This is a genomic window from Natrononativus sp. DTA114, from assembly GCF_059736515.1.
Window position 1 is genome coordinate 807,249 of sequence record NZ_JCASSN010000001.1, and the last position, 23,699, is coordinate 830,947.

Annotated in this window: 21 protein-coding genes; 10 read left to right on the forward strand and 11 right to left on the reverse strand. The window is 67.0% G+C overall.

The window, feature by feature from the left end; all coding sequences use genetic code 11:
- The first annotated feature begins 20 nt into the window (after nt 1-20).
- The 3 genes from AC6I6S_RS04340 to AC6I6S_RS04350 all read left to right on the forward strand — a co-directional run bounded on the left by AC6I6S_RS04340 (nt 21) and on the right by AC6I6S_RS04350 (nt 4,344).
- Nucleotides 21-2,729 carry an AAA domain-containing protein gene (locus AC6I6S_RS04340; protein ID WP_497948504.1) on the forward strand — a complete coding sequence of 903 codons (2,709 nt, stop codon included), beginning with the start codon at nt 21-23 and terminating at the stop codon, nt 2,727-2,729.
- A gap of 62 nt (nt 2,730-2,791) precedes the next feature.
- Nucleotides 2,792-3,019 (forward strand): hypothetical protein, encoded by a 228-nt coding sequence (locus AC6I6S_RS04345; RefSeq protein ID WP_497948505.1) that lies wholly within the window; start codon nt 2,792-2,794, stop codon nt 3,017-3,019.
- 65 nt (nt 3,020-3,084) lie between these two features.
- Complete coding sequence (locus AC6I6S_RS04350) at nt 3,085-4,344, forward strand: lactate racemase domain-containing protein (protein ID WP_497948506.1); 1,260 nt, start codon at nt 3,085-3,087, stop codon at nt 4,342-4,344.
- 44 nt (nt 4,345-4,388) lie between these two features.
- Here AC6I6S_RS04350 and AC6I6S_RS04355 read toward each other — a convergent pair whose 3' ends face one another.
- A complete protein-coding gene (locus AC6I6S_RS04355; RefSeq protein ID WP_497948507.1) occupies nt 4,389-4,808 on the reverse strand; it encodes a CoA-binding protein in 420 nt (139 codons plus the stop codon).
- 162 nt (nt 4,809-4,970) lie between these two features.
- On the opposite strand from AC6I6S_RS04355, the gene AC6I6S_RS04360 reads away from it, so the two are divergent.
- On the forward strand, nt 4,971-6,101 hold the full coding sequence (locus AC6I6S_RS04360; RefSeq protein WP_497948508.1) for an NAD-binding protein: 1,131 nt from the start codon (nt 4,971-4,973) through the stop codon (nt 6,099-6,101).
- Here AC6I6S_RS04360 and AC6I6S_RS04365 read toward each other — a convergent pair.
- From AC6I6S_RS04365 to AC6I6S_RS04385, 5 genes are all read right to left on the reverse strand, one after another.
- Nucleotides 6,098-7,078 (reverse strand): AIR synthase family protein, encoded by a 981-nt coding sequence (locus AC6I6S_RS04365; RefSeq protein WP_497948509.1) that lies wholly within the window; start codon nt 7,076-7,078, stop codon nt 6,098-6,100. The two genes, AC6I6S_RS04360 and AC6I6S_RS04365, sit on opposite strands and share 4 nt — an antisense overlap.
- A gap of 68 nt (nt 7,079-7,146) precedes the next feature.
- The gene (locus AC6I6S_RS04370) at nt 7,147-7,557 is read right to left on the reverse strand and encodes a DUF7522 family protein (protein ID WP_497948510.1); all 411 of its coding nucleotides are present in this window, start codon (nt 7,555-7,557) and stop codon (nt 7,147-7,149) included.
- A gap of 85 nt (nt 7,558-7,642) precedes the next feature.
- Nucleotides 7,643-8,158 carry a winged helix-turn-helix transcriptional regulator gene (locus AC6I6S_RS04375; protein WP_497948511.1) on the reverse strand — a complete coding sequence of 172 codons (516 nt, stop codon included), beginning with the start codon at nt 8,156-8,158 and terminating at the stop codon, nt 7,643-7,645.
- A complete protein-coding gene (locus AC6I6S_RS04380; RefSeq protein WP_497948512.1) occupies nt 8,155-8,562 on the reverse strand; it encodes a DUF7471 family protein in 408 nt (135 codons plus the stop codon). The genes AC6I6S_RS04375 and AC6I6S_RS04380 overlap by 4 nt, the downstream gene beginning before the upstream one ends.
- An 87-nt stretch (nt 8,563-8,649) precedes the next feature.
- Entirely contained in the window at nt 8,650-11,469 is a 2,820-nt protein-coding gene (locus tag AC6I6S_RS04385; RefSeq protein ID WP_497948513.1) for an ATP-dependent helicase, read from the reverse strand.
- 111 nt (nt 11,470-11,580) lie between these two features.
- On the opposite strand from AC6I6S_RS04385, the gene AC6I6S_RS04390 reads away from it, so the two are divergent.
- Entirely contained in the window at nt 11,581-12,315 is a 735-nt protein-coding gene (locus AC6I6S_RS04390; RefSeq protein WP_497948514.1) for an MBL fold metallo-hydrolase, read from the forward strand.
- An 18-nt stretch (nt 12,316-12,333) separates the two neighbouring features.
- Here the strand turns inward: AC6I6S_RS04390 and AC6I6S_RS04395 are convergent, their stop codons facing one another.
- On the reverse strand, nt 12,334-12,768 hold the full coding sequence (locus AC6I6S_RS04395) for an ester cyclase (RefSeq protein ID WP_497948515.1): 435 nt from the start codon (nt 12,766-12,768) through the stop codon (nt 12,334-12,336).
- Nucleotides 12,769-12,980: 212 nt separating this feature from the next.
- Between AC6I6S_RS04395 and AC6I6S_RS04400 the strand changes: the two genes are divergently transcribed.
- Entirely contained in the window at nt 12,981-16,280 is a 3,300-nt protein-coding gene (locus AC6I6S_RS04400) for an efflux RND transporter permease subunit (protein ID WP_497948516.1), read from the forward strand.
- On the forward strand, nt 16,277-17,026 hold the full coding sequence (locus AC6I6S_RS04405) for a TrmB family transcriptional regulator (RefSeq protein ID WP_497948517.1): 750 nt from the start codon (nt 16,277-16,279) through the stop codon (nt 17,024-17,026). The genes AC6I6S_RS04400 and AC6I6S_RS04405 overlap by 4 nt, the downstream gene beginning before the upstream one ends.
- A 69-nt stretch (nt 17,027-17,095) precedes the next feature.
- Here AC6I6S_RS04405 and AC6I6S_RS04410 read toward each other — a convergent pair whose 3' ends face one another.
- Complete coding sequence (locus AC6I6S_RS04410) at nt 17,096-18,163, reverse strand: mRNA surveillance protein pelota (protein WP_497948518.1); 1,068 nt, start codon at nt 18,161-18,163, stop codon at nt 17,096-17,098.
- A 147-nt stretch (nt 18,164-18,310) separates the two neighbouring features.
- Between AC6I6S_RS04410 and AC6I6S_RS04415 the strand changes: the two genes are divergently transcribed.
- A complete protein-coding gene (locus AC6I6S_RS04415) occupies nt 18,311-18,748 on the forward strand; it encodes a DUF4870 domain-containing protein (RefSeq protein ID WP_497948519.1) in 438 nt (145 codons plus the stop codon).
- 13 nt (nt 18,749-18,761) lie between these two features.
- Here AC6I6S_RS04415 and AC6I6S_RS04420 read toward each other — a convergent pair whose 3' ends face one another.
- On the reverse strand, nt 18,762-19,052 hold the full coding sequence (locus AC6I6S_RS04420; RefSeq protein WP_497948520.1) for a hypothetical protein: 291 nt from the start codon (nt 19,050-19,052) through the stop codon (nt 18,762-18,764).
- A 228-nt stretch (nt 19,053-19,280) separates the two neighbouring features.
- Here AC6I6S_RS04420 and AC6I6S_RS04425 point away from each other — a divergent pair, with 228 nt between their 5' ends.
- Nucleotides 19,281-19,619: an ArsR/SmtB family transcription factor gene (locus tag AC6I6S_RS04425; protein ID WP_497948521.1), complete on the forward strand. Its 339-nt coding sequence runs from the start codon at nt 19,281-19,283 to the stop codon at nt 19,617-19,619.
- Complete coding sequence (locus AC6I6S_RS04430) at nt 19,616-20,107, forward strand: SRPBCC domain-containing protein (protein ID WP_497948522.1); 492 nt, start codon at nt 19,616-19,618, stop codon at nt 20,105-20,107. The genes AC6I6S_RS04425 and AC6I6S_RS04430 overlap by 4 nt, the downstream gene beginning before the upstream one ends.
- 31 nt (nt 20,108-20,138) lie before the next feature.
- Here AC6I6S_RS04430 and rqcH read toward each other — a convergent pair whose 3' ends face one another.
- Both rqcH and AC6I6S_RS04440 read right to left on the reverse strand, forming a co-directional pair.
- The gene (gene rqcH, locus AC6I6S_RS04435; protein WP_497948523.1) at nt 20,139-22,277 is read right to left on the reverse strand and encodes a ribosome rescue protein RqcH; all 2,139 of its coding nucleotides are present in this window, start codon (nt 22,275-22,277) and stop codon (nt 20,139-20,141) included.
- Between the two features lie 50 nt (nt 22,278-22,327).
- The gene (locus AC6I6S_RS04440; RefSeq protein ID WP_497948524.1) at nt 22,328-23,614 is read right to left on the reverse strand and encodes a S8 family peptidase; all 1,287 of its coding nucleotides are present in this window, start codon (nt 23,612-23,614) and stop codon (nt 22,328-22,330) included.
- Nucleotides 23,615-23,699: the final 85 nt, after the last annotated feature.

Consider the following 23,699-nt stretch of genomic DNA (forward strand, 5'->3'; position numbering starts at 1 on the left):
GCCGGTCGATCACCGGAACCGTGAACGTACGCGGAACCGTCGTGGGGGACGTCGACGTGCGGACGGTGACGACGAGCTACGGCGAGAGCGAACTCGCCGAGGTTCCGGTCAGCGTCGCATCCGAGGACGGGGCCGGCGGCACCAACGGGGTGAGCAACATGGACGAGATCGAGCCGACGACGGTCACCCTCTGGGGGAAGTGGACCGAGACCGCCGCGGTGCTCGAGTCCGGCATGGAACTCGTGGTCACCGACGCCGAGGAACGCGAGTTCCGGGGTGAACAGCAGTTCTCGACCACCGGCGACTCCTACGTGATCGTCGAGCCGACGTTCCTCGTGAACGTGACCGACGTCCGCAACTGGGTGGAGTGTCCGCGGCTGTACTACCTGAACAAGCTCTCCGGCGTACCGCTGAACTATCCGGTTACGAAAGGGACGCTGGTCCACGAGGTGTTCGGCGACCTCCTGCGCGGACGGGACCTCGAGGCCGCCATCGACGCCCGGATCGACGAGCGCGGGCTGGAACTCGGCCTGCTCGGGGAGTCCTCCGAGAGCGTCGCCGAGGACGTCCGGAAGAACGCCGCGGCGATCGAGGGCTGGCTCGAGCAGGGCCGACTCACCGAGGAAGACAGCTGGCGATCCGAGCAACTGCTCATCAGCGAGACGTTCGGCATCCGTGGGCGGGCAGACGCCATCCGCCGGGGCGCCCCGGTCGAACTCAAGACCGGGAAGAACCTCCGGAAGGAGCCCCGGTTCAAGGACAAGGTGCAGGCGGCCTGCTACGCGCTGTTGCTCGAGGAACACGGCGAGGAGGTCGACACCGGCACCCTGCTCTACACCAAAAACTCCGCGCTGGATCGCAACGAGGAGACCGGCGACCTCACCCCCGCGAAGGACTTCTCGATGGGCGACGGGCTGTTGAAGTACGTCCTCCGGCTGCGAAACGAGATCGCGGCGATGGAGGTCGCCGGGGACGTCCCGACGGGCTACGAGGGCAACGCCAAGTGCGAGTACTGCTTCGAGCGTGACACCTGCATGGTCGTCTCCGGTCGGCTCGACCAGGAGTCGAAGGCGGGCCAGATCGGCGAGGCCCTGCCCGCCGAGGAACGGGAGTACTTCGAGCGGTTCTACCGGGCCATCGAGGAGGAGCGCCGCGAGGTCCACCGCGAGTACGCGAAGCTCTGGGAGCAAGGTGCAAAAGAGCGCGCCGACGACGATCGGGCGATCATCGACCTCGAGTTCGTCGAGAAGCGGGAACTCGAGGGCGGACGCTGGGAGCTGCGAGCCCGCCAGCGCGAGCCCCAGACCTCCAAGATCCGCGAGGGTGATCTGGTGCTGGCCAGCGACGGCCACCCGATCCGCGGCGACGCCGAATTGGCCCGGATCGAACGATTGGACAGGGAAGTCGTGCTCACTGCAGACGAGCCGGTCGACGTCACGCGCCTCGACATCTACCCCTCCGAACTCACGACGAGCCGACTCTTTACGGCGCTTCACGACGCGATTCTCAAGGGGAGCGCACGGCGGAAGGACGTCATGTTCGGTCGCGCTAATCCCGAATTCGAGGAGATCGGGGAGGTGTTCATCGACAACAACCCGGCGCAGAACGAGGCCGTCACGAAGGCGGTGGGTGCCGAGGACTGCGCGCTGATCCACGGCCCGCCGGGCACCGGAAAGACCTACACCATCGCCCGCGCCATCCGCGCGATGGTCGAACGCGGCGATCGCGTGCTGCTCTCTGCCTTTACGAATCGAGCGGTCGACAACGCCCTGGAAGCCCTGCTCGAGCAACTCGAGGGAGTGATCGATCACGATCGGATCGTCCGCGTCGGCTCCGAGAGCGGGGTACGCGAGGACATGCAAGGGTACCGCCTCGAGCGGTCGGGCGACCCCGAGGCGCGCCTCGCCGAACTGCAGAACGCCCAGGTGGTCGCCGCGACGACCGCCTCTTGTGGTTCCCGGACGATGAAGGAACAGTCGTTCGACGTCGCGCTCGTCGACGAGGCCGCCCAGCTCACCGAGCCCGGCACTCACGCGGCGATCACCCTCGCGGATCGGTTCGTTCTCGTCGGCGACCACGAGCAGCTTCCACCCGTGGTAAGAGCGGAAAACGAACTCTCGGAGTCGCTGTTCGAGCGACTGGTCGATCTCCACCCCGACGCGGGCGTCATGCTCGACCGCCAATACCGGATGAACCAGCGCATCCAGGCCTTTGCCTCGAGGGAGTTTTACGACGGCGAACTGCGACCAGCGACACCCGAGGTCGCCGGGCGCACGCTGGACGACCTCGAGGGCGTCTCCCGCGACGCCCTGCCCGCCGACCTCCGCGATCCGGTCTCGTTCGTCGCCGTAGAGGGCGACGACGAGCGCTATACGGACGCGGAAGAGGCCGCCCGAATCGCCGAGTTGATCGAGACCTACGAGGCCGCGGGCGTCTCCCGCTCCCAGATCGGCGTCATCGCCCCCTTCCGGGCGCAGGTCGCCGAAATCTCGAACCACGTCGACGGGGTCGCCGTCGACACCGTCGACCGCTTCCAGGGCTCGAGCCAGGAGGTGATCGTCGTCTCCTTCACCGCCACCGGCGACCTCGAGGGGCCGATTTTCGAGGACTACCGGCGGATCAACGTCGCGCTCACCCGGCCGAAGCGGGCGCTGGTGCTGGTGGGCGATCCGGCGGCGCTCGAGACCGATCCGGTCTACGGGAGAATGCTCGAGTGGGCGGGCCGATAGCCGACGCCGGCCCGGAGATAGATATCGGCTACCGTTATATGCGCCTGGCTGCAAGTTCGAGTATGTCCGAGGATCTGCCGGTCAAGGCCGTCGACCTCCTCGCGCTCGTCGTCGTCTCTGCAGTCGGTGGCACCGCGATCGCCGCCTGGACGCTCTCGCCGGAACTCACGCCGAACTTCGCCGTCGCGATCTTCTCGGGAACCGTGATGCTCGCGTTCTTCCTCTTCATCCCCGTGATGGGGGTTCGGCTGTTCCTCGAGGAACGAAACGAGCCGGGGCAGGACGCCTGAGCCGCCGTCTCGGCCCCCTTACGTAACCACCGCAGTTTTTCAGCGCGCGCCTCGAACGAGAGCGCGTGCAGATCCCGCTGAGTACCGAGACGATCGACGTTCGCCTCCCCGACTGCGACGTGAGCGTCGCGGAACCGCCGGGCGGCGAGGCGGTCGACGTTCGCGCTGCCGCCGAAGTGGCTCTCGAGTCGCCACACGGCCCGCCCCTCGAATCCCGCGTCGATCCGGACGACGACGTCGCCATCGTCGTCACTGACCTCACCCGGGACGTGCCCGACGACGTGTTGCTCGACGCCCTGCTCGAGCGCCTCACGGCGATCGGCGTCCCCCGCGAGCGGGTGACGGTCGTGATCGGGCTGGGCCTCCACCGGCCGATGACCGACGCCGAAATCGAATCGATGCTTGGCCCCCACGCCGACCTCGCGGTGAACCACGACCCAGACGCGGTTCGCGAGGTGGGGACCGTCGGCGAGGCATCCGCTGGCGAGAACGGCGCAGGCGACGGCTGCCCGGTCGAGATCGGTCGGTCGGTGCTCGAGGCGGACGTCGTGTGCTCGACGGGTGTGGTCGAACCTCACCAGTACGCGGGGTTTTCCGGCGGCGCGAAGACGGTCGTCGTCGGCGCCGGCGGGGAGTCGCTGATCCGGTACACGCACGGCCCCGAGATGCTCTCCCGGGAGGGGGTTCGTCTGGGCCGAATCCGGGACAACCCGTTCCGCGAGACGCTGGACCGCGCCGGCGACCTCGCGGACGTCGCGTTCTGTCTCAACCTGACTCACGGCCCGCAGGGGGTTCTCGGCGTCGCCGCCGGGGATCATCGGGCGGTAGTGGCCGAGCTAGCGGGGGTGGCTCGAGACGCCCTCGCCATGCCGGTCGGTCACGACGCGGAGTTCGACGCGGTGGTCTGCGGGGTCGGTTCGCCCAAGGACGCGAACCTCTACCAGGCGACGCGGGGGGCGACGTACGTCGCGCTTGGCGACCGGAACCCGCTCCGACCGGGGGGCCGGCTGGTAGTTCCCGCCCTGTTGCCGGAGGGCGCTGGCCAGGGAGCCGGCGAGCGGCGGTTCTACGAGCGGCTTCGCGCGGCCGACGACGCCGATGCCCTCTACGAAGAGCTTCGGGAGGGGTACGATCCGGGCGCCCAGCGAGCGTTCGTCGTCGCCCGCGTCCTTCGTGACCACGACGTCTACGTCACCAACAGCCGGGCCGCGGCCGTCGTCGAGGAGTGTCTCATGCACGCAGAAGACGCGGTCGGAGACGCTATCGAACCCGGCAGCGACGTGCTCGTCGTTCCCGATGCGTTGAACACGCTGCTCGTGGACTGAGTCGGCTGCAGGAGACGGAGGCGTCCTTCGCCTCGGGATCGACGCTACCTCTCGGCGGCGAGCAGCCGCTGGTGTTCGGGCTTCGGACACCGGTCCTGGACGACTCGTCGCCCGGACGCTTCCGCTCGAGCGACGGCCTCGTCGTCGTGGACGCCGAGCTGGAGCCAGATGACGTCCACGTCGTCGCGTGCGAGAACTTCATCGACGATCCCCGATACCTCGTCGCTCGGCCGGAACACGTCGACGATCTCGACCTCCTCGTCGACCGCCGAGAAGGAGTCGTAGGCGTGTCGCCCGAGGACCTCGTCTGCGTTGGGATTAACCGGAATAACGTCGTACCCCTCCGTCTGAAGGTATTGCGGTATCTCGTGGGCGTCTTTGCCGGGCGTCGACGAGCACCCCACGACGGCGATGGTCTCCTTCCGGAGGATCTCCCTGATTTCGGCGTCCGTTTCTACGGGCATGTGCCCAGTTACGTCTCGGACGAAAAAAGCTCGCGGCCAGCAGTAGCCTCGCGGTTCCGGTACGCCGCCCCCGCTGCGTCGGGTCAAGGTCCGCGAAACCGAGCCGTCTCCGCGCGTGAGACCGCGTTTCAATTTTATCGCAATCGGCGTGGTGGAGACGGTATGCTCGAACGCCTCGAGGGCCGGCAGTCCGGTGCTCGACTCGCGGTCTGGATCGTCGTCGCCGTCGCGCTCACGTCGATCGCAACTGGCGTGCTCGCCATCGTAACCGAACCGACACTGCGCGGTACCGGGCTCGTGGGCGATCTCCAGGCGGCAGCGGAGTTCAGCGGCACGGTCGTCGGCTTCGCGCTGCTGGTCACCGCGTGGTGGATGCGGCGGGGGTACCGCATCGCATACCTCGTCGCCGCCCTGCTGGTCTTTCTCTCGGCGGCCCACGCGGTCGTCCAGTTTCGACTGCTCTCGATCCCCCTCGTCGTGCTCTCTCTCGGCGGATTCGTCGTCCTCGTGCTCACGAGCCAGTGGTTTACCCGATCGGCCTCGCTCACACCGACGCAACTGGGCTCGCTCACCGCGATCGTCGGCGTGCTCTGTTACGGCACCGCCGGGGCGTACGCGCTCCGAGGGGGGTTCGCCGAGCTCGAGACCGTGGTCGATGCGCTGTACTTCACGCTCGTCACCGCGAGCACCGTCGGCTACGGCGACATCCACGCAACCACCGAGGAGGCGCGACTGTTCGCCCTCTCGCTGGTCGTCCTTGGCCCGACGACCGTCGCTGTTACCGTCGGCTCGCTGCTGACGCCCATACTCGAGTCCCGACTGTCGAAAACCGGGTCCCGCGCCGTCACCGGCGACCAGACACACTGGTCCGAACACGTGGTCGTTATCGGCGGAAGCGACCGGGTCGACCCCGTCGTCGACGGCCTCGAGGGGCGAACCTCCTTCGTCGTCGTCACGGAAGACGAGGCGACGGCAGAACGCCTCGACGACCGCGGGGTGGACGTGTTCGTCGGCGATCCGACGGCGGAGGAGATCCTGCGATCGGCCGGGCTCGAGGACGCCGCGGCGGTCGTGATCGCGGCCGAGGGGGCGGTGACGCCGTACGCGACGCTCGCCGTTCGCGACGTCGCCCCCTCGATTCACCTGGTCGCCATCGCCGCGGACGGGACGGGCGACCACCTCGAGCGCCTCGGCGTCGACGTCGTCATCGACCCCCGGTCGCTGCTGGGGCAGGCAGCGGTCGATGCGGCTCTCGGGGGGACGGACAGCGGAAACGAGACCGACGGGAGCTAATCCTCGGCGTCGGCGGCCGCCCAGAGCGGGTAGAGGTCGTCCTCGATCGGGCCGGTGACCGTCTCGCCGTCGAGTTCGAGCCCCGGTTCGCCCTCGCGAACGGTTCCGATCTCGGCCGCCTCGAGTCCCGCCTCGGCGAGCGCTTCGACACACCCCTCGACGGCGTCGGCCGGGACGGTCGCGAGTAGCGCCCCCGAACCGAAGATCCGGAGCGGATCGACAGCGGCGGCCGCACACAACTCGCGCGTCTCGGGTCGGATCGGGATCGCGTCGCGGTCGACCGCGAGCCGAACGCCCGAAGCACGGGCGAGTTCGAGCAGCCCTACCGTCACGCCGCCCTCCGTGGGGTCGTGCATCGCCGACGCGTACTCGCGGACGATTCTGGCGTCGGGGACGACGCTAACTTCGGCGAGAAACGCCGTCGCGGCCTCGAGCGTGTCGTCGTCGACTGCGAGTTCGTCGCCGAAATCGGCCGCGAGGATCGCCGTCCCCTCGAGTCCCGCCGCTTTCGTGAGGATCACCCTGTCGCCGGGCTCGGCTCCGCCGGTCGGCAAAAACGTCTCCGTGGCGCCCATCGCGGTCAGCGAGAGAAGCGGGCGCTCTAAGGCGTCGACGTACTCGGAGTGGCCGCCGACGACGGTCGCGCCGACCTCGCGGGCGGCGGCGTCGATATCGCGAGTGATCGTCTCGAGGGTACCCTCGCCAGCGCTCGCGGGAAGCATGACGACGGTTGTGAGCCACCGCGGGTCGGCCCCGGAGGCGGCGACGTCGTTGCAGGCGATGTGAACGCCGAGAGTGCCGACCTGGGAGGCGGCCAGCGAGATCGGGTCCGAACTCACGACCAGCGTGCCGCCGGGCCACTCGATCGCCGCTGCGTCCTCGCCGTCGGCGGGTCCCTGGATCACCGTTTCGTCGTCACGGCCGGTGCGGCCGAAGACGACCTCGAGCAGTTCGTCCGGCCCTACCTTTCCGGGCATGTGACGAACTGGGTGGATTCGGGGTTTGTAGCTATCGAAGACCGGACGGCCCGTTTCGATGCCACGACTCACTCCTCCCGGTCGCCGTCGGCGGCCCGTGCGCCGATTCCCTCGAGCACGGGGCCGAGAGCGGCGGCGAGTTCCTCGAATCGCTCCATCGAAAGGGAGTCCGTCGTCACCCACGCGCCGTGGTCGCCGTGGATGACGCGGGTCAGATAGCCGTGTTCGAACATCCGAATCGTCGCCAGATACGACCCGAGCTGGGAGTTTCGGTAGGCCGTCTGAGCCCCAAAGCCCGACCGCTCCTGCTCGGCGAATCCGACCAGATCGGCCGTTCGATCGAGATCCGACCGAAGGTACACCTGTTCGACGGTCTCGTCGGTGAAGTACGTGATACTCCGGAGTTCGTCCCCGACGGTCGTCCGACACGCGCTCAGCAGTTCGTCCGCCCCGGTCGAGTCGAGGCTGTGCTCAGACATGCCACCACATAGCACGCCATCGACTAATACCGTATCGACACCGGCCGAGTGTGAGAGGAACACCGGTGACGACGGACGCCGCAGACTACCGCTCGTCGAGCAACGAGTCTACCAGCCGCTCGAAGCGATCGACCAGCCGCGACCCGGGATCGACCGTCACGGCCTCGAGCAGCGCTGCCGTCTCCGCGGGTCGCGCGAGCGTGAGGACGACGCGGTTACCCCGCTCGTAGCGCCGTTCGACGACGTCGCACTCGAGGAGGTTCGAGAGGTGGTGCTCGAGCGTGCTTCGCGGTAGCTCGAGATCGGCGGCCAGCTCGCCCGGTCTCGCCGAGCCGCGGGAGTAGAGCGCGGTTACGATCGCGCCCGCGGTCTCCCGGCGCACCATCGCGAGGGCGTCGCGCTCCCACTCGTCGTACGTCGGCGGGTAGTAGTGCGTGCGGCCGAAGCGCTCGTGGCGGACGACCTCGTCGGCGTCGATGAGTCGCCGGACGTGGTACTGGACCTGCCCGGGCGCGAGCGAGAGGTCGCGAACGAGGGCGTTGAAGTGAACGCCGGGATCGCTCGCGATGGCCGTTCGGATCCGTCCGCGGGTCTCGCTCATCGGGACTCCTCCGTCTCTTCAACGCCGCGGGAGCCCTCCTCGAGCGAGCCAACCGCGACCACGGCCACGATCAGCAGGCCGGCGATGAGAACGTCGAGCAGGTGCTCGATGGTGTGGTGGGCGTCCATCGGAACGTAGCCGAGAACGGTGCCCGTGCCGACGATCGGCCGGAGCACCAGCGCGCCGAGCGCGGCGGTAATCAGGAGATACGGAAGCGACCGGCGGCGACGATACGCCGACAGCGCGAGCGTAAACACCACGAGCGAGCCGATCCCCGAGAGCGCCAACAGCAGTGCGAGATGCCAGTCGACGGACCCCGACCCGACGGTACTCTCGAGGAGACGGGGCTCGAGCGCGTCGACCCCCGGCCCACTCGAGGCGGCCGGGGCCGAGACAGCATACATACACGGTCTTACGGCTGCCCCCTGATGTGGTGCTCGGTTTTTCGACGACCGTACCAGGGGCGCGACTCGAGGATCGAGTTCACTGGGCTAATCCTCGGCGCGAAGCCCCGCGAGCGACTCCTCGCCGATCTCCTCGAGGACGTGCTCGTGAAACGCCTGCAGGGCCGCGCTCTCGTCTTCGGCGAGCACGACGTCGCTGGCCGACAGCGTCGCCAGCCCGAACGCCCGCGGCGTCGGCGAGTCGACGAGCGTTCGTTCGACGGCAAACTCTCCCGCGTCGATCCGCGAGACGATCTCCTCGATCTCGGCGACGTTGAGTTTGTCCGTGAGGATTTCGCGATAGGTCTCCTCGATCACCGCGAACTCCTCGAGGTCCTCGGCGAACCCGAGCAGCATCTCGCTCGAGACCTGCTGTTCGGCGGCGGACTTCTCGTAGCCCTTGTAGCGCTTGAGGATCATCAGCGAGCGGGTCGCGTTGATCCGGAAGTACCGCTGGAGGAGGTCGGTCCCCGCCAGCGCCCGGCGAAGCTGTTCGCGGACGCGCTCTGGGTCGAGGTCAGCGAGCACGCCCTCGAGATCCACCTTTCGGTTGAGCGGCATCGAGAGCACGAAGCCGTTGTCGGCGACAGCGACGCGAACGTTCGCGGTGGCCTCGTCGGCACACCGGGCGGCGAGCAGCCGCGAGAAGCCGTCGTTGACCTTCCGGCCGTAGTTCGAGTGGACGTAGTAGTGGCGCTCGTACTCCGCGCGGTCGCGTTCGACCTCGATCGCGAGTCGCGCGTCGGTGCTCACGCTGTCGGCCCCCGCGTACCGGATCTGGTAGTCGAACAGCCGCGCGATGGCGCGAACCGCGTCGTCGTCGAGTGGAAATGTCCGGAGCCAGCGACGGACCGCCGGGGGGCCACCGTCCTCGTAGCGCTCGCACAGTTCCCGCTGGAAGGCGAGGATCTCACAGCCCATATCGTACGACAGGGGGAGCCGTTCGGAGTACCACGAGGGGACCGTCGGACGCGCCCCCGTCCGGTCGACGTACACCTTCGACCCCCGTCGGTAGCGGTACTCGAAGTGGCTGCCGCCGAGGACGAACACGTCGCCCTTCTCGAGCGTGTCGAGGTAGTTCTCGTCCAGTTGGCCGACCCACTCGTCGGTTCCCCTCGTGAGGACGTCGCAGCTAAAGGAGTCGGGAATGGTGCCGATGTTGGTCATGTAGATGACGCGGGCCAGTCGGCCCCGCTTGCCGATCAGCGGTTCGCCGACCGGAAACTCGGGGTAGTGGTACTCGCCGTCGGGCGGGTCGTTCTCGTCGCGCCAGATCTTCGCGTAGACGTTTCGATCCTCCATGCCCGCGTAGGCGGCGGTGAGATAGCGAAACAGGGTTTCGAACGCCGCCTCCGAGTAGTGCCGATAGGGGTACGCCCGCCGGAGGATCGCTTTCACTTCGCGTTCCGGGCGAATCGACGCGATCGCCATCCCGTACACGTGCTGGGCGGCGACGTCGTGGGCGCTCTCGGGGATCGAAACGGAGTCGACGAATCCCTCCTGGGCCTTCTTGAGCATCACGGCACACTCGAGCAACTCGTCCCTGTCGAGCGCGATCACCCGTCCCGTGACGGTCTGGCCGACGCGGTGGCCCGCCCGCCCGACCCGCTGGAGCATCGCCGCGACGGATTTGGGCGAGCCGACCTGTACCACCATATCGACATGGGGCATGTCGATGCCGAGTTCCAGCGAGGTCGAGGTGGTGACGACCTCGAGTTCCCCCGACTTCAGCTTCTCCTCGATCCCCTGACGAACCTCCTTCGAGAGACTGCCGTGGTGACAGCCCGAGTTCTCCTCGTCGTAGGCGTCGTAGCGCTCGCGGAGGTTGTGGAGGACGCGTTCGGCGCCAGACCGGGTGTTGGTGAACACGAGGGTGTTCGTGTGTTCCTGAATGTGGTCGTGGAGCAGGCGGTAGAATCTGTCCTGGACGAGGCCGCGAGACGCGTTGATCAGGTCGTCCGCGGGCGACTCGAGTTCGAGATCGAACTCGCGGGCGAAGCGGGCGTCGACGATCTCGTACTCGCGGGGGTCGGAGCTCGAGTCCCCAGCCGTCGTCACGTCTTCGGCGTCGACGTTACAGCCGACCAGGAACTCGGCGACCTCGGATAGCGGCTCGATCGTTGCAGAACAGCCGATCCGCGTCACGTCGTGGTCGACCAGTGCCTCGAGTCGTTCGAGGCTCACCGCCAGGTGGGTGCCGCGCTTGTTCGCCGCCAGCGAGTGGATCTCGTCGACGATGACGTACTCCACCGTGCGAAGCTTCTCGCGGAATTTCGGCGAGTTGAGCAGGATCGCGAGCGTCTCCGGGGTCGTGTTGAGGATGTGGGGCGTCTCCTCGAGCATCTGTTGGCGCTCGTAGGAAGTGGTATCGCCGTGGCGGATCGCGTGGCGGATCTCGCCCATCGGCTCACCGCGGTCGGCGACGATCTCCTCGATCCCCTCGAGTGGCTCAGTGAGGTTGCGGTGGATGTCGTTCGCGAGGGATTTCAGCGGCGAGACGTACAGACAGTAGACCGAGTTCTCGAGGCCGTCGTCGCGTTCTCCTCCGGAACTTCCGCCGTCGGCCGCTCTCACTTCCCGATCCCGGCGATACAGTTCGTTGATGATCGCGGTAAACGAGGCGAGCGTCTTCCCGGAACCGGTGGGGGCCGCGATCAGCGTGTTCGTCCCCTCGTCTATCAGCGGGATCGCGCCACGCTGGGGTGGCGTGAAGAAGCCGCCGTTCTCGGGGACGAACTCGCCGAACTCCCGAAGCCACCACGCCTGAACCGCGGGCTCGAGACGGGCGAACGCCTCCCGGTCCGCGAGATCGGCGTCGGGATCGAAGGGAAGATCCGCGGCGGGAATCGGCAGGTCGTGCCCGTCCATACCGGACCGTCGAACGCGGACGCCAAGAGGGTTTGGCCGGCGGAGCGAAAGTGAACGCAGCACTCGAGATCGGACCGAACCGTTATACGGCTCCGGGTTGGGTTCACGAATATGCGCGTCACCTTTCTCGGAACGGGTAGTGCGATGCCGACCGGCGAACGGTTCCAGACCGGTATTCTCGTTCAGGAAGACGGCCACACGCTGCTCGTCGACTGTGGCTCGGGCGTGCTCCACCGGCTTCAGCAGTCCGGCGTCGGCTACGAGAACGTCTCGAGCGTGCTGCTCACTCACCACCACCTCGACCACGTCGCCGACCTCCTCCCCCTGATGAAAGCCCGCTGGCTGGCCGGCGAGGAGCACATCGAGGTCGTCGGCCCGCAGGGAACGAAGGCGCTGGTCGACGGCCTCCTTGGAGTCCACGAGTACATGCAGGACAAACTCGAGATCCAGGTTCGGGAGGTCGTCCCCGGCGAGTTTTCGGTCGCCGGCTTCGACGTCTCGGCCTACGAGACCCGCCATTCGCTGCCGTGTCTGGCCTATCGCTTTGGCGACCGGTTTACCTTCAGCGGCGACAGCGAGGCGTTCGCGGGGCTGGCGAACTTCGCCGACGGCTCGGCCGTGCTCGCCCACGACTGTTCGTTCCCCGACGACGTCGACGTCTCGAACCACCCGACGCCGGAACAACTCGGCCGCGAACTGGCCGGCTGTGAGATCGGCCGCGTCTATCTGACCCACCTCTATCCGCACACGCAGGGCCGCCACACCGAGATGCGTGACTCGCTCGCCGAGCACTACGGCGGCGAGATCAGGTTCGCCGAGGACCTGCAAACGGTCTCGATCGAGTAACCCGCAGGGTCACGTTGACTACGCGCCGAGTTCCTCGAGCGGCGGCAGGACCTCGAGTTGTTGAAACAGCCCGAGGGCGTCGTAGCTCGTCCACGCTTCCACGATCCTCCCGTCCTCGAGGTGGTAGATCTGCATCCCCGACACCGAAACGCGTTCGCCGGTCGGTTCCACTCCAAGCAACTCGCCGTCGTGCGTGCCCGTCGCCGTATACCGAAGCGCGACGGCGTCTCCGTCGGCGATCACGTCGTTGACCGCGTACGTCAGGTCGGGGAACGCCGCCCGGTACGTCTCGACGAACTCCCTGTACTCGTCGCGGCCGCGCGGTTCGTCGGGCGCTGACGGATCGTGTAGCACGAACGAGTCCGCGAAGAGTTCGTCGATAACGTCGACGGCTCCCTCGGTCCAGATCTCCTCCGGGTCGCGCCGGACGAGTTCGATTGTCTCAGTCGTCATGGTATTCTCACCGTTCCGGCCGTCGCCACGGGGCGAGGCTCGCCGTCTGCACCGGCGGCCGCCGGAAAGAGTGGAAGTTACCACGAGCAGGATCGTAAGCCTATCCGGCCCCGAGTAGTCCTGTTAGTACTGGGATAACAACAGCTATATCCACGTTCGTTAGTAAGCTCCTCACAACAGATGACGATGTCGCCCACGAGCGGTGGTCCCCGGTGAGCCTCCCCGAACGCGTCTCCGCGGTGATCACGACGCACAGCAAGATCGTTCTCGTTGCTCTTCTGCTGACGACGGCGCTGATCGGTGCGGGAGTAACGATGCTGGACGACGACTCCTCGCTCGAGCAGTTCGAGAGCGACTCCGAGGAGGGCCAGGCCGCAGAGTACATCAGCGAGAACTTCACCGTCGAGGAAGCCGAGAATACGTCGACAGTGCAGTTGATCGTGCGCGACGACGACGCCCTCTCGACGGAGTCGCTGATCAGGTCACTCGAGTTCCAACAGGCGATCAGAGCTCACGAGACGATCGGTCCGACGCTCGTCGAGGACGATCCGACGATGGGCATCGAGAACATCGTCGCGACGAGCGCGATCCGCGGTCAGCAGGCCGACGAACTGGCCGACCGCGGCGCCGAACTCGAGAACCGGAGCGAGGAACTCAACGAGACGGCGGCCGACCTCGAGGCTCGCGGCGAGGCGCTCGAAACCGAACAGCAGGAACTCGAAGAGCGAGGTGGCGAACTCGAGGCGCGAGCCGACGAACTCGAGGAGCAGAGCGCGGAGCTGGAAGTCGCGCTGGACGAAACCGTCGCCCTCCAGACGGAGTACACCGAGCTGAACGTCTCCTACGAGCAGGGCGAGGTCGGGGACGAGGAGTACCAGCAGCAGGCGGCCGCGTACGAGGGGCAGTTCGAGGATCTCGAGACCGAGACGACGGCACCGCTCGACGACGAGCAGGCCGCCCAGTTCGCGGCGGCGATGGAGAACGCCCGGGCGGTACAGGACCAGCTCGTGCTCCTCGAGTACCAGTACGAGAGCGGCGAGATTTCCGAGGCCGAGTACAACCAGCAGTCCGCCGAACTCGAGGACCAGCTCGAGGACGTCTACCTGCAGGGAACCCAGGGTGTCCTCGCCGAGGAGTACGAACGACTCGAGGAGGACCAGCAGGAGCTCGAACAGCGAGGCGACGAACTCGAGGCCGAGGGCGAACAGCTCGAGGCGGATCAACAGGAACTCGAGGCGCAGTTCGAACAGCTCGAGGCGGATAGCGAACGGCTCCAGGAGGACCAGCGGGAGCTCGAGGAGGCCGGCTCCCCGTCGCTCGAGGAACAGATCGAGGCGCTCGAAGAGATGGACGACGACGAGTTCGAGGAGCTGATCCAGGACACCCTCTCGGAGGACTCCACCGCGGCGCTGGCGCTGATGCCGACGGGCTACGAACCGGGATCGACGGAGGCCGACGCCCGGATGATGTTCGTCACGCAGTCGACCGACGGCGAGGGGATGCCCGAGATGGGCGAGGTCGGGAGCGACGTCATCGACACGCAACTCGACCTGCGCGAGTTGGCCAACCAGCAGGATCAGGAGTACGTCGTCTTCGGCTTCGGCATCATCTCCGACGAGATCGACCGCTCGATGGGTGACAGCCTGGCGATCGTCGGTCCGCTGGCGCTACTGTTCGTCGTCGTCGCGCTGTTCGTCGCCTACCGCGACCCGCTGGACATCGTCCTCGGCGTAGCCGGCATTATCGCCGTCCTCGTCTGGACGTTCGGATTCATGGGCTGGGCGGGGATCGCGTTCAATCAGATGTTCGTCGCGGTCCCCGTCCTGCTGATCGGGCTGTCGATCGACTACGCGATTCACGTCTTTATGCGCCACCGAGAACAGCGCGAGGCAGACGGCGTTAGCGGCAGCGTTCGGGGCTCGATGACCGTCGCCCTCGCCGGCGTCGGCGTCGCGCTCGTCTGGGTGACCGCCACCACGGTCATCGGCTTCCTCTCGAATCTCATCAGTCCGATCGGCCCGATCCGCGAGTTCGGCGTCGTCAGCGCCGTCGGCATTCTGGCGGCGCTGCTGATCTTCGGCGCGCTCGTCCCCGCGGCGAAGGTCGAGATCGATTCGTTCCTCGAGTCCCGCGGCTACGACCGGCGAAAGCGTGCGTTCGGCACCGGCGGCGGCCGGTTCAGCGACGTCCTTTCGGTCGGGTCGGTCGCGGCACGAAAGGCCCCGCTCGCCGTGTTGCTCGCGGTCCTCCTGCTCACCGCTGGCGGCGTCTACGGCGCGAGCCAGGTCGACACCAGCTTCGAGGACGAGGACTTCCTCGCCGAGGACCCGCCCGCCTGGACAGAGCGCCTGCCCGGGCCGCTCAGTCCCGGCGAGTACCAGGCCAAGGCGGACCTCGAGTACGTCAACGAGAACTTCCAGCGCGAGGACGCCGAGGCCCAGATACTCGTCAGGGGCGAGGTGACCGACGACGAGACCCTGGAACGGGTGCGTGCCGCCGAGGACGCCGCCGCCGACAGCGACAGCGCCTACACGCTCGCCAGCGGCGACGCCGACGTGCGGAGCCCGCTCTCGGTGATGGAAGACACCGCAGCCGAAAACGAGTCGTTCAACGAGTCGTTCCACGCCGCGGACACCGACGGCGACGGGATCCCCGACCGGAACCTCGAGTCGCTGTACGACGAACTGCTCGAGGCCAATCCCGGGGCTGCCGACGTGGTCTATCAGAACGCCGACGGCGAATACGAGGCGATCCAACTCGTCGTCGCCGTCCGCGGGGATGCGCCGACGAACGATGTTACCGACGACATGCGAGCCATCGCGGCGGACTTCGACGACGACGGGGGCGATAGCCGCTGGAGCGCCACCGCAACCGGGGGTCCGATCGTCAACCACATCGTCGAACAGGATCTGCTCGAGACGGTGCTCGAGAGCCTGCTGATCACGCTCGTCGCGGTGTTCGCGTTCCTCTCGGTCGCCTACTGGCTGACCGGCAACAGCGCCTCGCTGGGGGCGGTGACCCTCTTGCCCGTGGCGTTCTCGGTCAGCTGGATCCTCGGCACGATGTACCTGATCGGGATGCCCTTCAACGTGCTCACGGGGATGATCACCAGCCTCACCATCGGGCTCGGCGTGGCGTACAGCATCCACATCAGTTCCCGGTACACGCTCGAACTCGAGCGCCAGGGCAACGTCTGGACGGCGATGGAAACCACGGTGACCGGCACCGGCGGCGCGCTGCTCGGCAGCGCCGCGACCACGGTCGGCGGCTTCGGCACGCTGGCGCTCGCAATTTTGCCCGTCCTCCGCCAGTTCGGCATCATTACCGGGCTCACGATCATCTACGCCTTCCTCGCGAGCGTGATCGTTCTTCCCTCCCTGCTGGTGCTCTGGACGCGCTACTTCGGCCCCGACGTCTCCTTCGACGCCACACGGGCCGGTGCGAGCGCGCCAGCGGCCAGCGACGGCGGCCGGGACGAACCCGCCGCCTCGAGCGGGGGTGAGGACCGGTGACCTCCGAAACCGACGCCGTCGAGGCGTTCGAGCGACTGGGGCTGACCAGCTACGAGTCGAAGGTGTTCATCGCCCTCCAGCGTCTGGGATCGGGAACCGCCCGCGACGTCGCCGGGGTCGCCGACGTTCCTCGCTCGCAGGTGTACAGCGTCGCCGACAGCCTCGAGTCCCGCGGCTTGCTCGAGGTCCAGCAGTCGAGTCCGATCCGGTACCGGCCGGTGAGCCTCGAGGAGGCTCGGAACACCCTCCGCGACCGCTTCGAGAGCGAGCAGGAACGCGCCTTCGAGTACGTCGAAACGGTCCGCGAGGAGACCGGGGGCGAAGAGGAACAGGAGGACATCTGGACCGTCCGCGGGCGGGACCGCGTCGACGACCGCGTCGTCGACCTGCTCTCGGACGCCGACGACCGGATCCTGTTCGGGACTCGTCTTCCGGCGCTGCTCACCGACGAGGTGCGAGATACGCTCGAAGAGCGGGCGGCCGCCGGCGTCGACGTTGCCGGCGTGAGCAGTTCGGCGGACGTCCGGAGCCGACTCGAGGCGCTCGCGGGGGTGGCGGCGTTCTCGCCGCCCGATCACCGCGCCGACGACGATCGGTCGGGGCGGATCGTCCTCGTCGACGACGACACTCTGCTGCTGAGCGTCGTCGACGACGACGGGAGCGAGACCGCGATCTGGAGCGCCGGATCGCTGTTCGCATCGGTGTTGATCCAGTTGATCGAGGCCAGCGACGAAGCGCTCAGGTAGAGACGAAATGCGACTCACAGAGTCGGAAAACGACGTCTAGGGACCGCGTTCGGCGGAGTGGAAACCGAACTACTCGAGCCGGTAGCGCAACAGCGCGGCGATCCCTCCCAGGTTCGAAAGCTGCTGGCCGGGCGGGAACTCGCTCGAGAACACCGTGACCTCGCCGCCTTTCTGTTCTGCCGTGCGCACCACGTCGTCGACGTCGATGGTCCACTCGCCGTCGGGGCCGCGCTCCTGGCGGAGTCGGTCGTCGACGATCAACAGGCGCTCGATGGCGCCGTACTCGGCGGCTTTTTTCACCTCTTCGGGGCCGTACGCCGCCTTCGCACCCTCGGCGATCCGCTTCGTGAGTTCGTCGATCGCCGCGGCCTCGCTCTCGATCCGGGTCTCCTGCTGGACGTCCGCGACAGCCCCCCGCTTCAGGACCTCGTGGACCCCGCGGTCGCCGACGCCGGCGGTGTCGACCATCGTGATCAGCTCCGCGACCTCGGGTTCGTTCTTCTCGAGGTACTTCCTCGCGTCCTGTTTCGTGAAGCCGGGACCGGCGAGGATGATCGCGTCGACGTCCATCCGCTTGAGCACCTTCGCGAGTTCGGCGAACAGCTCCGAGCGCTCGCGGGCGTACTCGCCCTTCCCGGTGGGGCCGGTTATCGTCGCCCGCTCCTCGGTGCCGTACTGGGCGACCGTGTGAACGAACGCCTGTCCCTCCTCGACGGTGGCGATGGCGACGTCGGGGTTCTCCGTCGACGCCTCGGCCTCCTCGAGGCGGGCCTCCTGGTCGGGCTTGAACCGCTTGTCGATCGAGAGCTCCTCGCGCTCCTCGATGTTGAGGGTGTGATGAAAGCCGAGTTGGTCCTCCCGCGAGCAGGCGACGATCTCGCCGCCGACCCGCAGGCGGTTGGCGAACTTATGGAACTCGATCGTGTCGACCGCGATGGCGACCCACATGTGCTCGCGCTCGCCGCCCGTGTCGCGCATCTGTTCGTCGTTGCGCTGGATCCGGCGGGTCGTGTCGCCCGCGACGCGGTCGCCCGGCTCTAAGACGTACTGGAGGTGCCAGAGGTCGTCGAGGCTCTCGGGGACGACCGTCACCCGCTCGCGTCCGCCCTCGAGCGGTTCCCGGCTTTTGATCTGCATATCCAGAAGTGAGCCCGCGCGGACCAAGTGCGCTCTGGTCTCGCCTGTAGCTTGTGTGGAATGGAACCAACCCACACTATATTTTTTAGATACTGTTTTCAAGAAAAATGTTTATCCAATTAGAGGTTAATATACTCTCGAAGACTGATGGCAACCGAAGTACCCGAAACACCCGACGCACAGTTTCCCGAGACGGACCACGCACCCGCCGAGACGAGCACCGGACTGGACGAGAACGTGCTCGGAGCGCTCGCGTACCTGTTCGCGTTCGTGAGCGGCCTGCTCGTCTACTTCCTCGAGGACGAGAACGAGTTTGCGCGCTATCACGCCGCCCAGAGCATCGTGCTCTCGGCCGCCGGCTTCGCCCTGGCGGTCGGATTCAGCGTGATGAGTTCGGTCGTCGCGCTCGTTCTCGGCGAGATCCCGCTGCTAGGTCTCCTCGTCGGCCTCGGGATGCTGTTCGTCTCGGCCGCCCTGGGGCTGATCGGACTGGTGCTCTGGCTCTACCTGATGGTGTCGGCGTTCAGAGGCAAGCGGACACGGCTCCCGGTCGTGACGAACGTCGCCGAGACCCACCTGCTCTGACGATTCTCGTTTTTCAGCTTCGAAGTTCCTGGAGCGTGTCCTTCGCCTTGTCGACGGCCGTCTCGAACGTCTCCTCGAGTTCCTCGACGGAGCGCTCGACGTACCGGACCCGTTCTTTGGGAACCCGGCGGACGACGTCGTTACCCTCCTCGTCGGTCCCGTAGGCGAACAGCCAGTGGCCCTGGAAGTAGGCGATGTGGTCGTTGTCGACGGTGACCTCCTCGGGGTCGCCGTCGGTCGGTTCGTAGACGATCGTCGCCGTGCCGACCTCGCGGTCGGAGCCCTGCGTATCCGGATCCACCATAGAGACGGCGTCCACGGCCGCCGGGGTAGGGCTGACGCAGGCAGGTGCAGCCTCAGCCGGTGTGACGGAGCCTGCCAAGACGGTATGAGCGGTCCGATTCGGCGGCGTGGGTCGGCGGCGCGGTCCGGTGGAGAGGGCGCCTATCAGGCCCGCTATCTATCCGTGCTGCGGTCAGTCGCATATATTTAACTAGATGGTTAAATATTAGGGCGGCGTACACTCAACCGGATGGTTGAACGACAGGCGGACGAGCCGGATCTCGACGCGATCTTCGGAGCGCTGGCCCACCCGACCCGACGGGCGCTGCTCGAACAGTTGGCCACCGGTCCCTCGAGCGTCGGCGAACTCGCGGACCCCCACGACGTCTCGCTGGCGGCGGTGTCGAAGCACTTGCAGGTACTCGAGGACGCGGGCTTACTCGAGGTCGAGAAAGATGGACGGGTTCGACGGTGTCACCTCGAAGCCGCCCCGCTTTCGGCCGCGTTCGGCTGGCTGACCCGGTACCGCGTCTTCTGGGAAGACCGGCTCGACGCGTTAGCCATCCACCTGGAGGACGAAGACCAATGACCGCAGACGAAACCGAACTCACAGATTTCGACCCGAGCGACTACGACATGACCATCACGCGGACGTTCGACGCGCCACGAGAGCGCGTGTTCGAAGCCTGGACCGACCCCGAAAAGGCCGAGGAGTGGTGGGGGCCGACGGGATTCACGAGCACGGTCCACGAGCTAGACGCCCGCCCCGGCGGTTCCTTCCGCGTCGACATGCACGCCCCCGACGGCACCGTCTACCCGGACGCCGGGGAGTTCCACGAGGTCGAGCCACCCGAACGGCTCGTGATGACCAGCCGGGCGTTCGAAGACGAGGACGGCAGCTACGGACTCGAGGTGTCCAACACCGTCACCTTCGCCGACCGCGACGGGAAGACGGTGCTGACGCTCGAGGCGGAGGTCGTCACGGCGACGCCGGAGGTGGCCGAGGCGCTCGAGGGGATGGAGGAGGGCTGGAGCCAGAGCCTCGACAAGCTCGACGAACAGCTGGCGGCTCACTGATCGACGGAGGTTGGCGGAGGCGTGCCCCTCGTTATTCGTCTTTGATCCGGCTCCCACCCGGCGGCAGGAAGTGCGCAATTTTGTCCGGACTGGCGATCTTGCGGACGAACGACTCGTCGGTGAAGCGCTCGCGCAGCCGGCGGTAGATCCGCTTTGCAACGTCGCCCTGGGCGAAGCGGCCGGGTTCGACTTCGATCGTCGTGACGGCCTTTCCCTCGAGCGACGACGGCGGTCCCCCGATCACGCGGGTGTAGGGCTCACACTGGATGCCGACGGCGGCACCGACCGGCGTATCGTCGAGGTAGCGCCGATCCCCGCGAACCGCGAACCCGCCTTTCTCGAGGTACTCGCCGCTCTCGGGGGTCTTGGACACCTGATCGGAGTCCACCACGTAGACGTCGTCCGCGTAGCGGCCGTCCTTCCACACCGAGGAGTAGGAGACGGCGAACTGGGCGGCCTCCTCGATACTCGTTTCGGGGATCTCGATGTCCGAGGAAGACGCCTCGCTGGGGTCGGTCGCTTTCAGCACCGTAACGGGACCACCGTGGGCCTGCGTGTGGAGCACCTTGTCGCCGCGCTCTAAGTACTTCTTCACTAACTCCTCGTTCTGGTCTGCGTTTCGCCCGCCGATGACGAGGAAGCCGTCGCTGGTGTGGAACCACCGGAACCGGCCGTACCACGGCTCGTTCTCCCGGATCGGGATCGAGGGCTCGTTGAGCCAGTCGGTCGCTTCGGCCTCCTCGTCTCCCTCGTCGTCCGGCTCTCCGGCGTCGTCGGCCTCCCAGGCGTCCCGCTGGCGCTCGATCTCCGCGAGTTCCTCGCGGGTGTCCTCGATGGCGGCGAGCGCGCCCTCCTTCTTCTCGGCGATGGCCTTCGCTTCGGTGTAGAGCCGGTCGGCGTTCTGCTCGACACCCTGGCTCGCGTCGAGTTCGACGTACTCGTCGTCGATCGCCACGGTGACGGTTCCCTCGCTCTCGTCGAACTCGAGGACCGCCTCGGCGGCCTCGATCCCCCGTTCTTTCCCCTCATCGAAGGTCTCGGCGATTTCGGCCCACGGCCGGTCCTGGGCGCGGGCGTTCTGGATCGTCGAGAGGATCTCGTCGACCAGTCCGTAGTTCGCGTACAGGAGTTCGGCCTGCTCGCGGGTGTCCTCCGCCTGCCGCTCGAATCCCTCGATCGCCCCCTGCTGCTGGTCGATGATCCGCTCGTGTTTGGCGATCCGCTCCTCGAAGTCCGGGCGCTGGCTCGTCGGGTCCGGCTCGTCGGCCTCGAGATCCAGCCGGAAGAAGTAGTCGTCGAGCGCCGCGAGGAAGGAGTCGTACGCCTCGGCGGGGAGTTCGGCGTGCTCCTCGAGCGGGAACGGGGTGACGTCGACGACTGTCTCGGGAGTCGCCTCCTCGCCCCGTTCGTTTTCCTCCGTATCCTCGAGGTAGAGCCGCGGATCGAAGTTCCCATTTCGCACGTCGAGCGCGAGCCGTTCGATCGCCTCGTAGATTCGGTCGTACTCTGCCTCCCCTGCCTCCGTGATATCCATCGCCTTCTCGACGCCCGCGCGGGTGCAGACCTCCTCGGCGTACAGTCCGCCGAAGTTGAGCTGGGTCGCCAGCGTGCGCACGACGTCAGTGTCGGAGTCGTCCATCTCGTGGTCGAAGGCCTCCCGCGAGACCGACAGCGGATTCGTCCGGGAGTCGGGGAACTCGTAGCGCGAGCCGGGGACGACGGTTCTGGACTTCAGGCGAACTGTCTCGAGGCAGTCGATCACCTCGTACTCGCCGTCGGTCACCGCGACGTTGCCCTGGCCGAACAGTTCGACGATGATCCTCGTGGTGCCGTCCTCGCGCTCGAAGACGAACTCGAGGATGCGGTCGAACTCGAACTGCTCGACGCCGACGAAGTCAGCCCCCGACAGGCGGTTGCGAAGCATCATCGCGAACTGGGGCGGCCGGCCGGGGGCGTCGGGCACCCGCTCGGGGGCGACGGTGTGGGCGCGTTTGATCTCGCCGACCTCGAGGACGAGCTCGAGGCGACCGCGGTCGAAGTCGCGCATCTTCAGGCGCACGAGGTCGTCGCCGTAGAGGTAGGCCTTGTCGACCTTCGCTCCCTCGTAGGCTCCGAGTTCCCGGACGAGGGCGGCGAGGTCGACGCTCGTAAGTTCCCGCTTGGGATCCATACCGTACCTGCCGGGTCCGATCAAAAAGACGTGTCGCTCTGGGCCGGGGGTTAGCGGTCCTCGACCGCTGAGAGCGCGTTCACGCGTCCGGCGCCGCGTTCGGGATCGCTCTCTCCCGCATCGCCGTCCGCGCTCCCCTTGACGAACCGTTCGATCCGGTTCGAGTTCGCGTCGGGCTCGAGTTCGCGAAGCAGGCCCACGATGCCGGCGACCTGGGGGGCAGCCATCGAGGTGCCGGCCATGTATGCGTACCCGCCGCCGGGGACCGTCGATAGCACCAGGTTCGTCGGGTACGGCCACTCGACGTCCGCATCGGGATCGAGAGACTTCTCCTCGGTTTCGTACCCGCCGCCGGGTGCGGCGACGTCGACCTGGCCCTGCCCGTAGTTCGAGTAGAAGGCCAGTTCGTCGTTCGGCCCGGTTGCACTGATACTCATCGTCGCGGGGAGATCACTCGGCGTCACGAAGTGGCCGCCCTGCAGGTCGGTTTCGCTGTTCCCCGCCGACGCCGTGAGGACCGTTCCGCTGGTGGCCGCGTACTGGTAGACCGGCGTCAGGACGCCCCGATAGCCGCCCGCGTTGAACTCCGGCGGGAGCGGCTGCGTTCCGAGGCTCAGGTTCGCCGCGTCGGCACCGATCTCGGCCGCGTAGACGACGGCGTTGAGGAGGTCTTCGGTCGTCGTCACGAGCACCGGATCGTCCTCGGGGTCGTCGGGTTCGACGAAGTAGAACATCTGTAACGAGACGAGTTCGGCGTCGGGTGCGGTGCCGATCACGCCCACCTCGCCCGTTGCGGCTGCGGTTCCAGCGACGTGTGTCCCGTGGCCGTGCGGATCGCCCTCGTGGGGGAGGACCTCGCCCTCTCTGAACCTCGCGCTCAGCTCCGTGTTGACGTTTCCGAGATCCGGATGACCGTCGTCGATTCCGGTGTCGATGATCGCGATGCGCGTGCCGGACCCGGTCGCGTACTCGTGGGCCGGAACGGCCTCGGTGACGTGCTTGTCCCACTGCAGGTCGTACAGCGCCGGTTCCTCCTGCCCGACAGCGGTCGCGGCCGCCGCGGGCGCTTCGAACTCGAGGCGCAGGTTCGATGTCGCGTGCGAAACGCCGTCGACCGACTCGAGGTCGCTCGGTGCCCCGCCGGTGACGGCGTACACCTTACCGTCGAGGATCTCGCGGCGAACGGTGTATCCCGCCCGCTCGATACGCGTGCGAACGTCGCCGTCGTCCGTGGCTACCAGCGCCGTTTCGGTTCGCTCGGCCGCGGTAACCGACCCCGCCGCTCCGAGTGTTAGTGCCCCTGCTGCAACTCCGTGGATGAACGTTCGTCGTTTCATGTGTGTCTGCACGTGAGTATGAGAATCCCACGCACCGATGGGAATGTTGAACAGCGATTACTTATTGATTCCGGACGATTTCATG

Excerpts from the sequence above, each read along its gene's own strand:
- AC6I6S_RS04410 (WP_497948518.1), bottom strand. The coding sequence starts at position 18,163 with ATGCAGATCAAAAGCCGGGAACCGCTCGAGGGCGGACGCGAGCGGGTG.
- AC6I6S_RS04375 (WP_497948511.1), bottom strand. The coding sequence starts at position 8,158 with ATGAGCGAGACCCGCGGACGGATCCGAACGGCCATCGCGAGCGATCCC.
- AC6I6S_RS04365 (WP_497948509.1), bottom strand. The coding sequence starts at position 7,078 with ATGCCCGGAAAGGTAGGGCCGGACGAACTGCTCGAGGTCGTCTTCGGC.
- AC6I6S_RS04345 (WP_497948505.1), top strand. The coding sequence starts at position 2,792 with ATGTCCGAGGATCTGCCGGTCAAGGCCGTCGACCTCCTCGCGCTCGTC.
- AC6I6S_RS04370 (WP_497948510.1), bottom strand. The coding sequence starts at position 7,557 with ATGTCTGAGCACAGCCTCGACTCGACCGGGGCGGACGAACTGCTGAGC.
- AC6I6S_RS04425 (WP_497948521.1), top strand. The coding sequence starts at position 19,281 with ATGGTTGAACGACAGGCGGACGAGCCGGATCTCGACGCGATCTTCGGA.
- AC6I6S_RS04360 (WP_497948508.1), top strand. The coding sequence starts at position 4,971 with ATGCTCGAACGCCTCGAGGGCCGGCAGTCCGGTGCTCGACTCGCGGTC.
- AC6I6S_RS04430 (WP_497948522.1), top strand. The coding sequence starts at position 19,616 with ATGACCGCAGACGAAACCGAACTCACAGATTTCGACCCGAGCGACTAC.
- AC6I6S_RS04380 (WP_497948512.1), bottom strand. The coding sequence starts at position 8,562 with ATGTATGCTGTCTCGGCCCCGGCCGCCTCGAGTGGGCCGGGGGTCGAC.
- rqcH (WP_497948523.1), bottom strand. The coding sequence starts at position 22,277 with ATGGATCCCAAGCGGGAACTTACGAGCGTCGACCTCGCCGCCCTCGTC.
- AC6I6S_RS04420 (WP_497948520.1), bottom strand. The coding sequence starts at position 19,052 with ATGGTGGATCCGGATACGCAGGGCTCCGACCGCGAGGTCGGCACGGCG.
- AC6I6S_RS04440 (WP_497948524.1), bottom strand. The coding sequence starts at position 23,614 with ATGAAACGACGAACGTTCATCCACGGAGTTGCAGCAGGGGCACTAACA.
- AC6I6S_RS04390 (WP_497948514.1), top strand. The coding sequence starts at position 11,581 with ATGCGCGTCACCTTTCTCGGAACGGGTAGTGCGATGCCGACCGGCGAA.
- AC6I6S_RS04395 (WP_497948515.1), bottom strand. The coding sequence starts at position 12,768 with ATGACGACTGAGACAATCGAACTCGTCCGGCGCGACCCGGAGGAGATC.
- AC6I6S_RS04415 (WP_497948519.1), top strand. The coding sequence starts at position 18,311 with ATGGCAACCGAAGTACCCGAAACACCCGACGCACAGTTTCCCGAGACG.
- AC6I6S_RS04355 (WP_497948507.1), bottom strand. The coding sequence starts at position 4,808 with ATGCCCGTAGAAACGGACGCCGAAATCAGGGAGATCCTCCGGAAGGAG.
- AC6I6S_RS04385 (WP_497948513.1), bottom strand. The coding sequence starts at position 11,469 with ATGGACGGGCACGACCTGCCGATTCCCGCCGCGGATCTTCCCTTCGAT.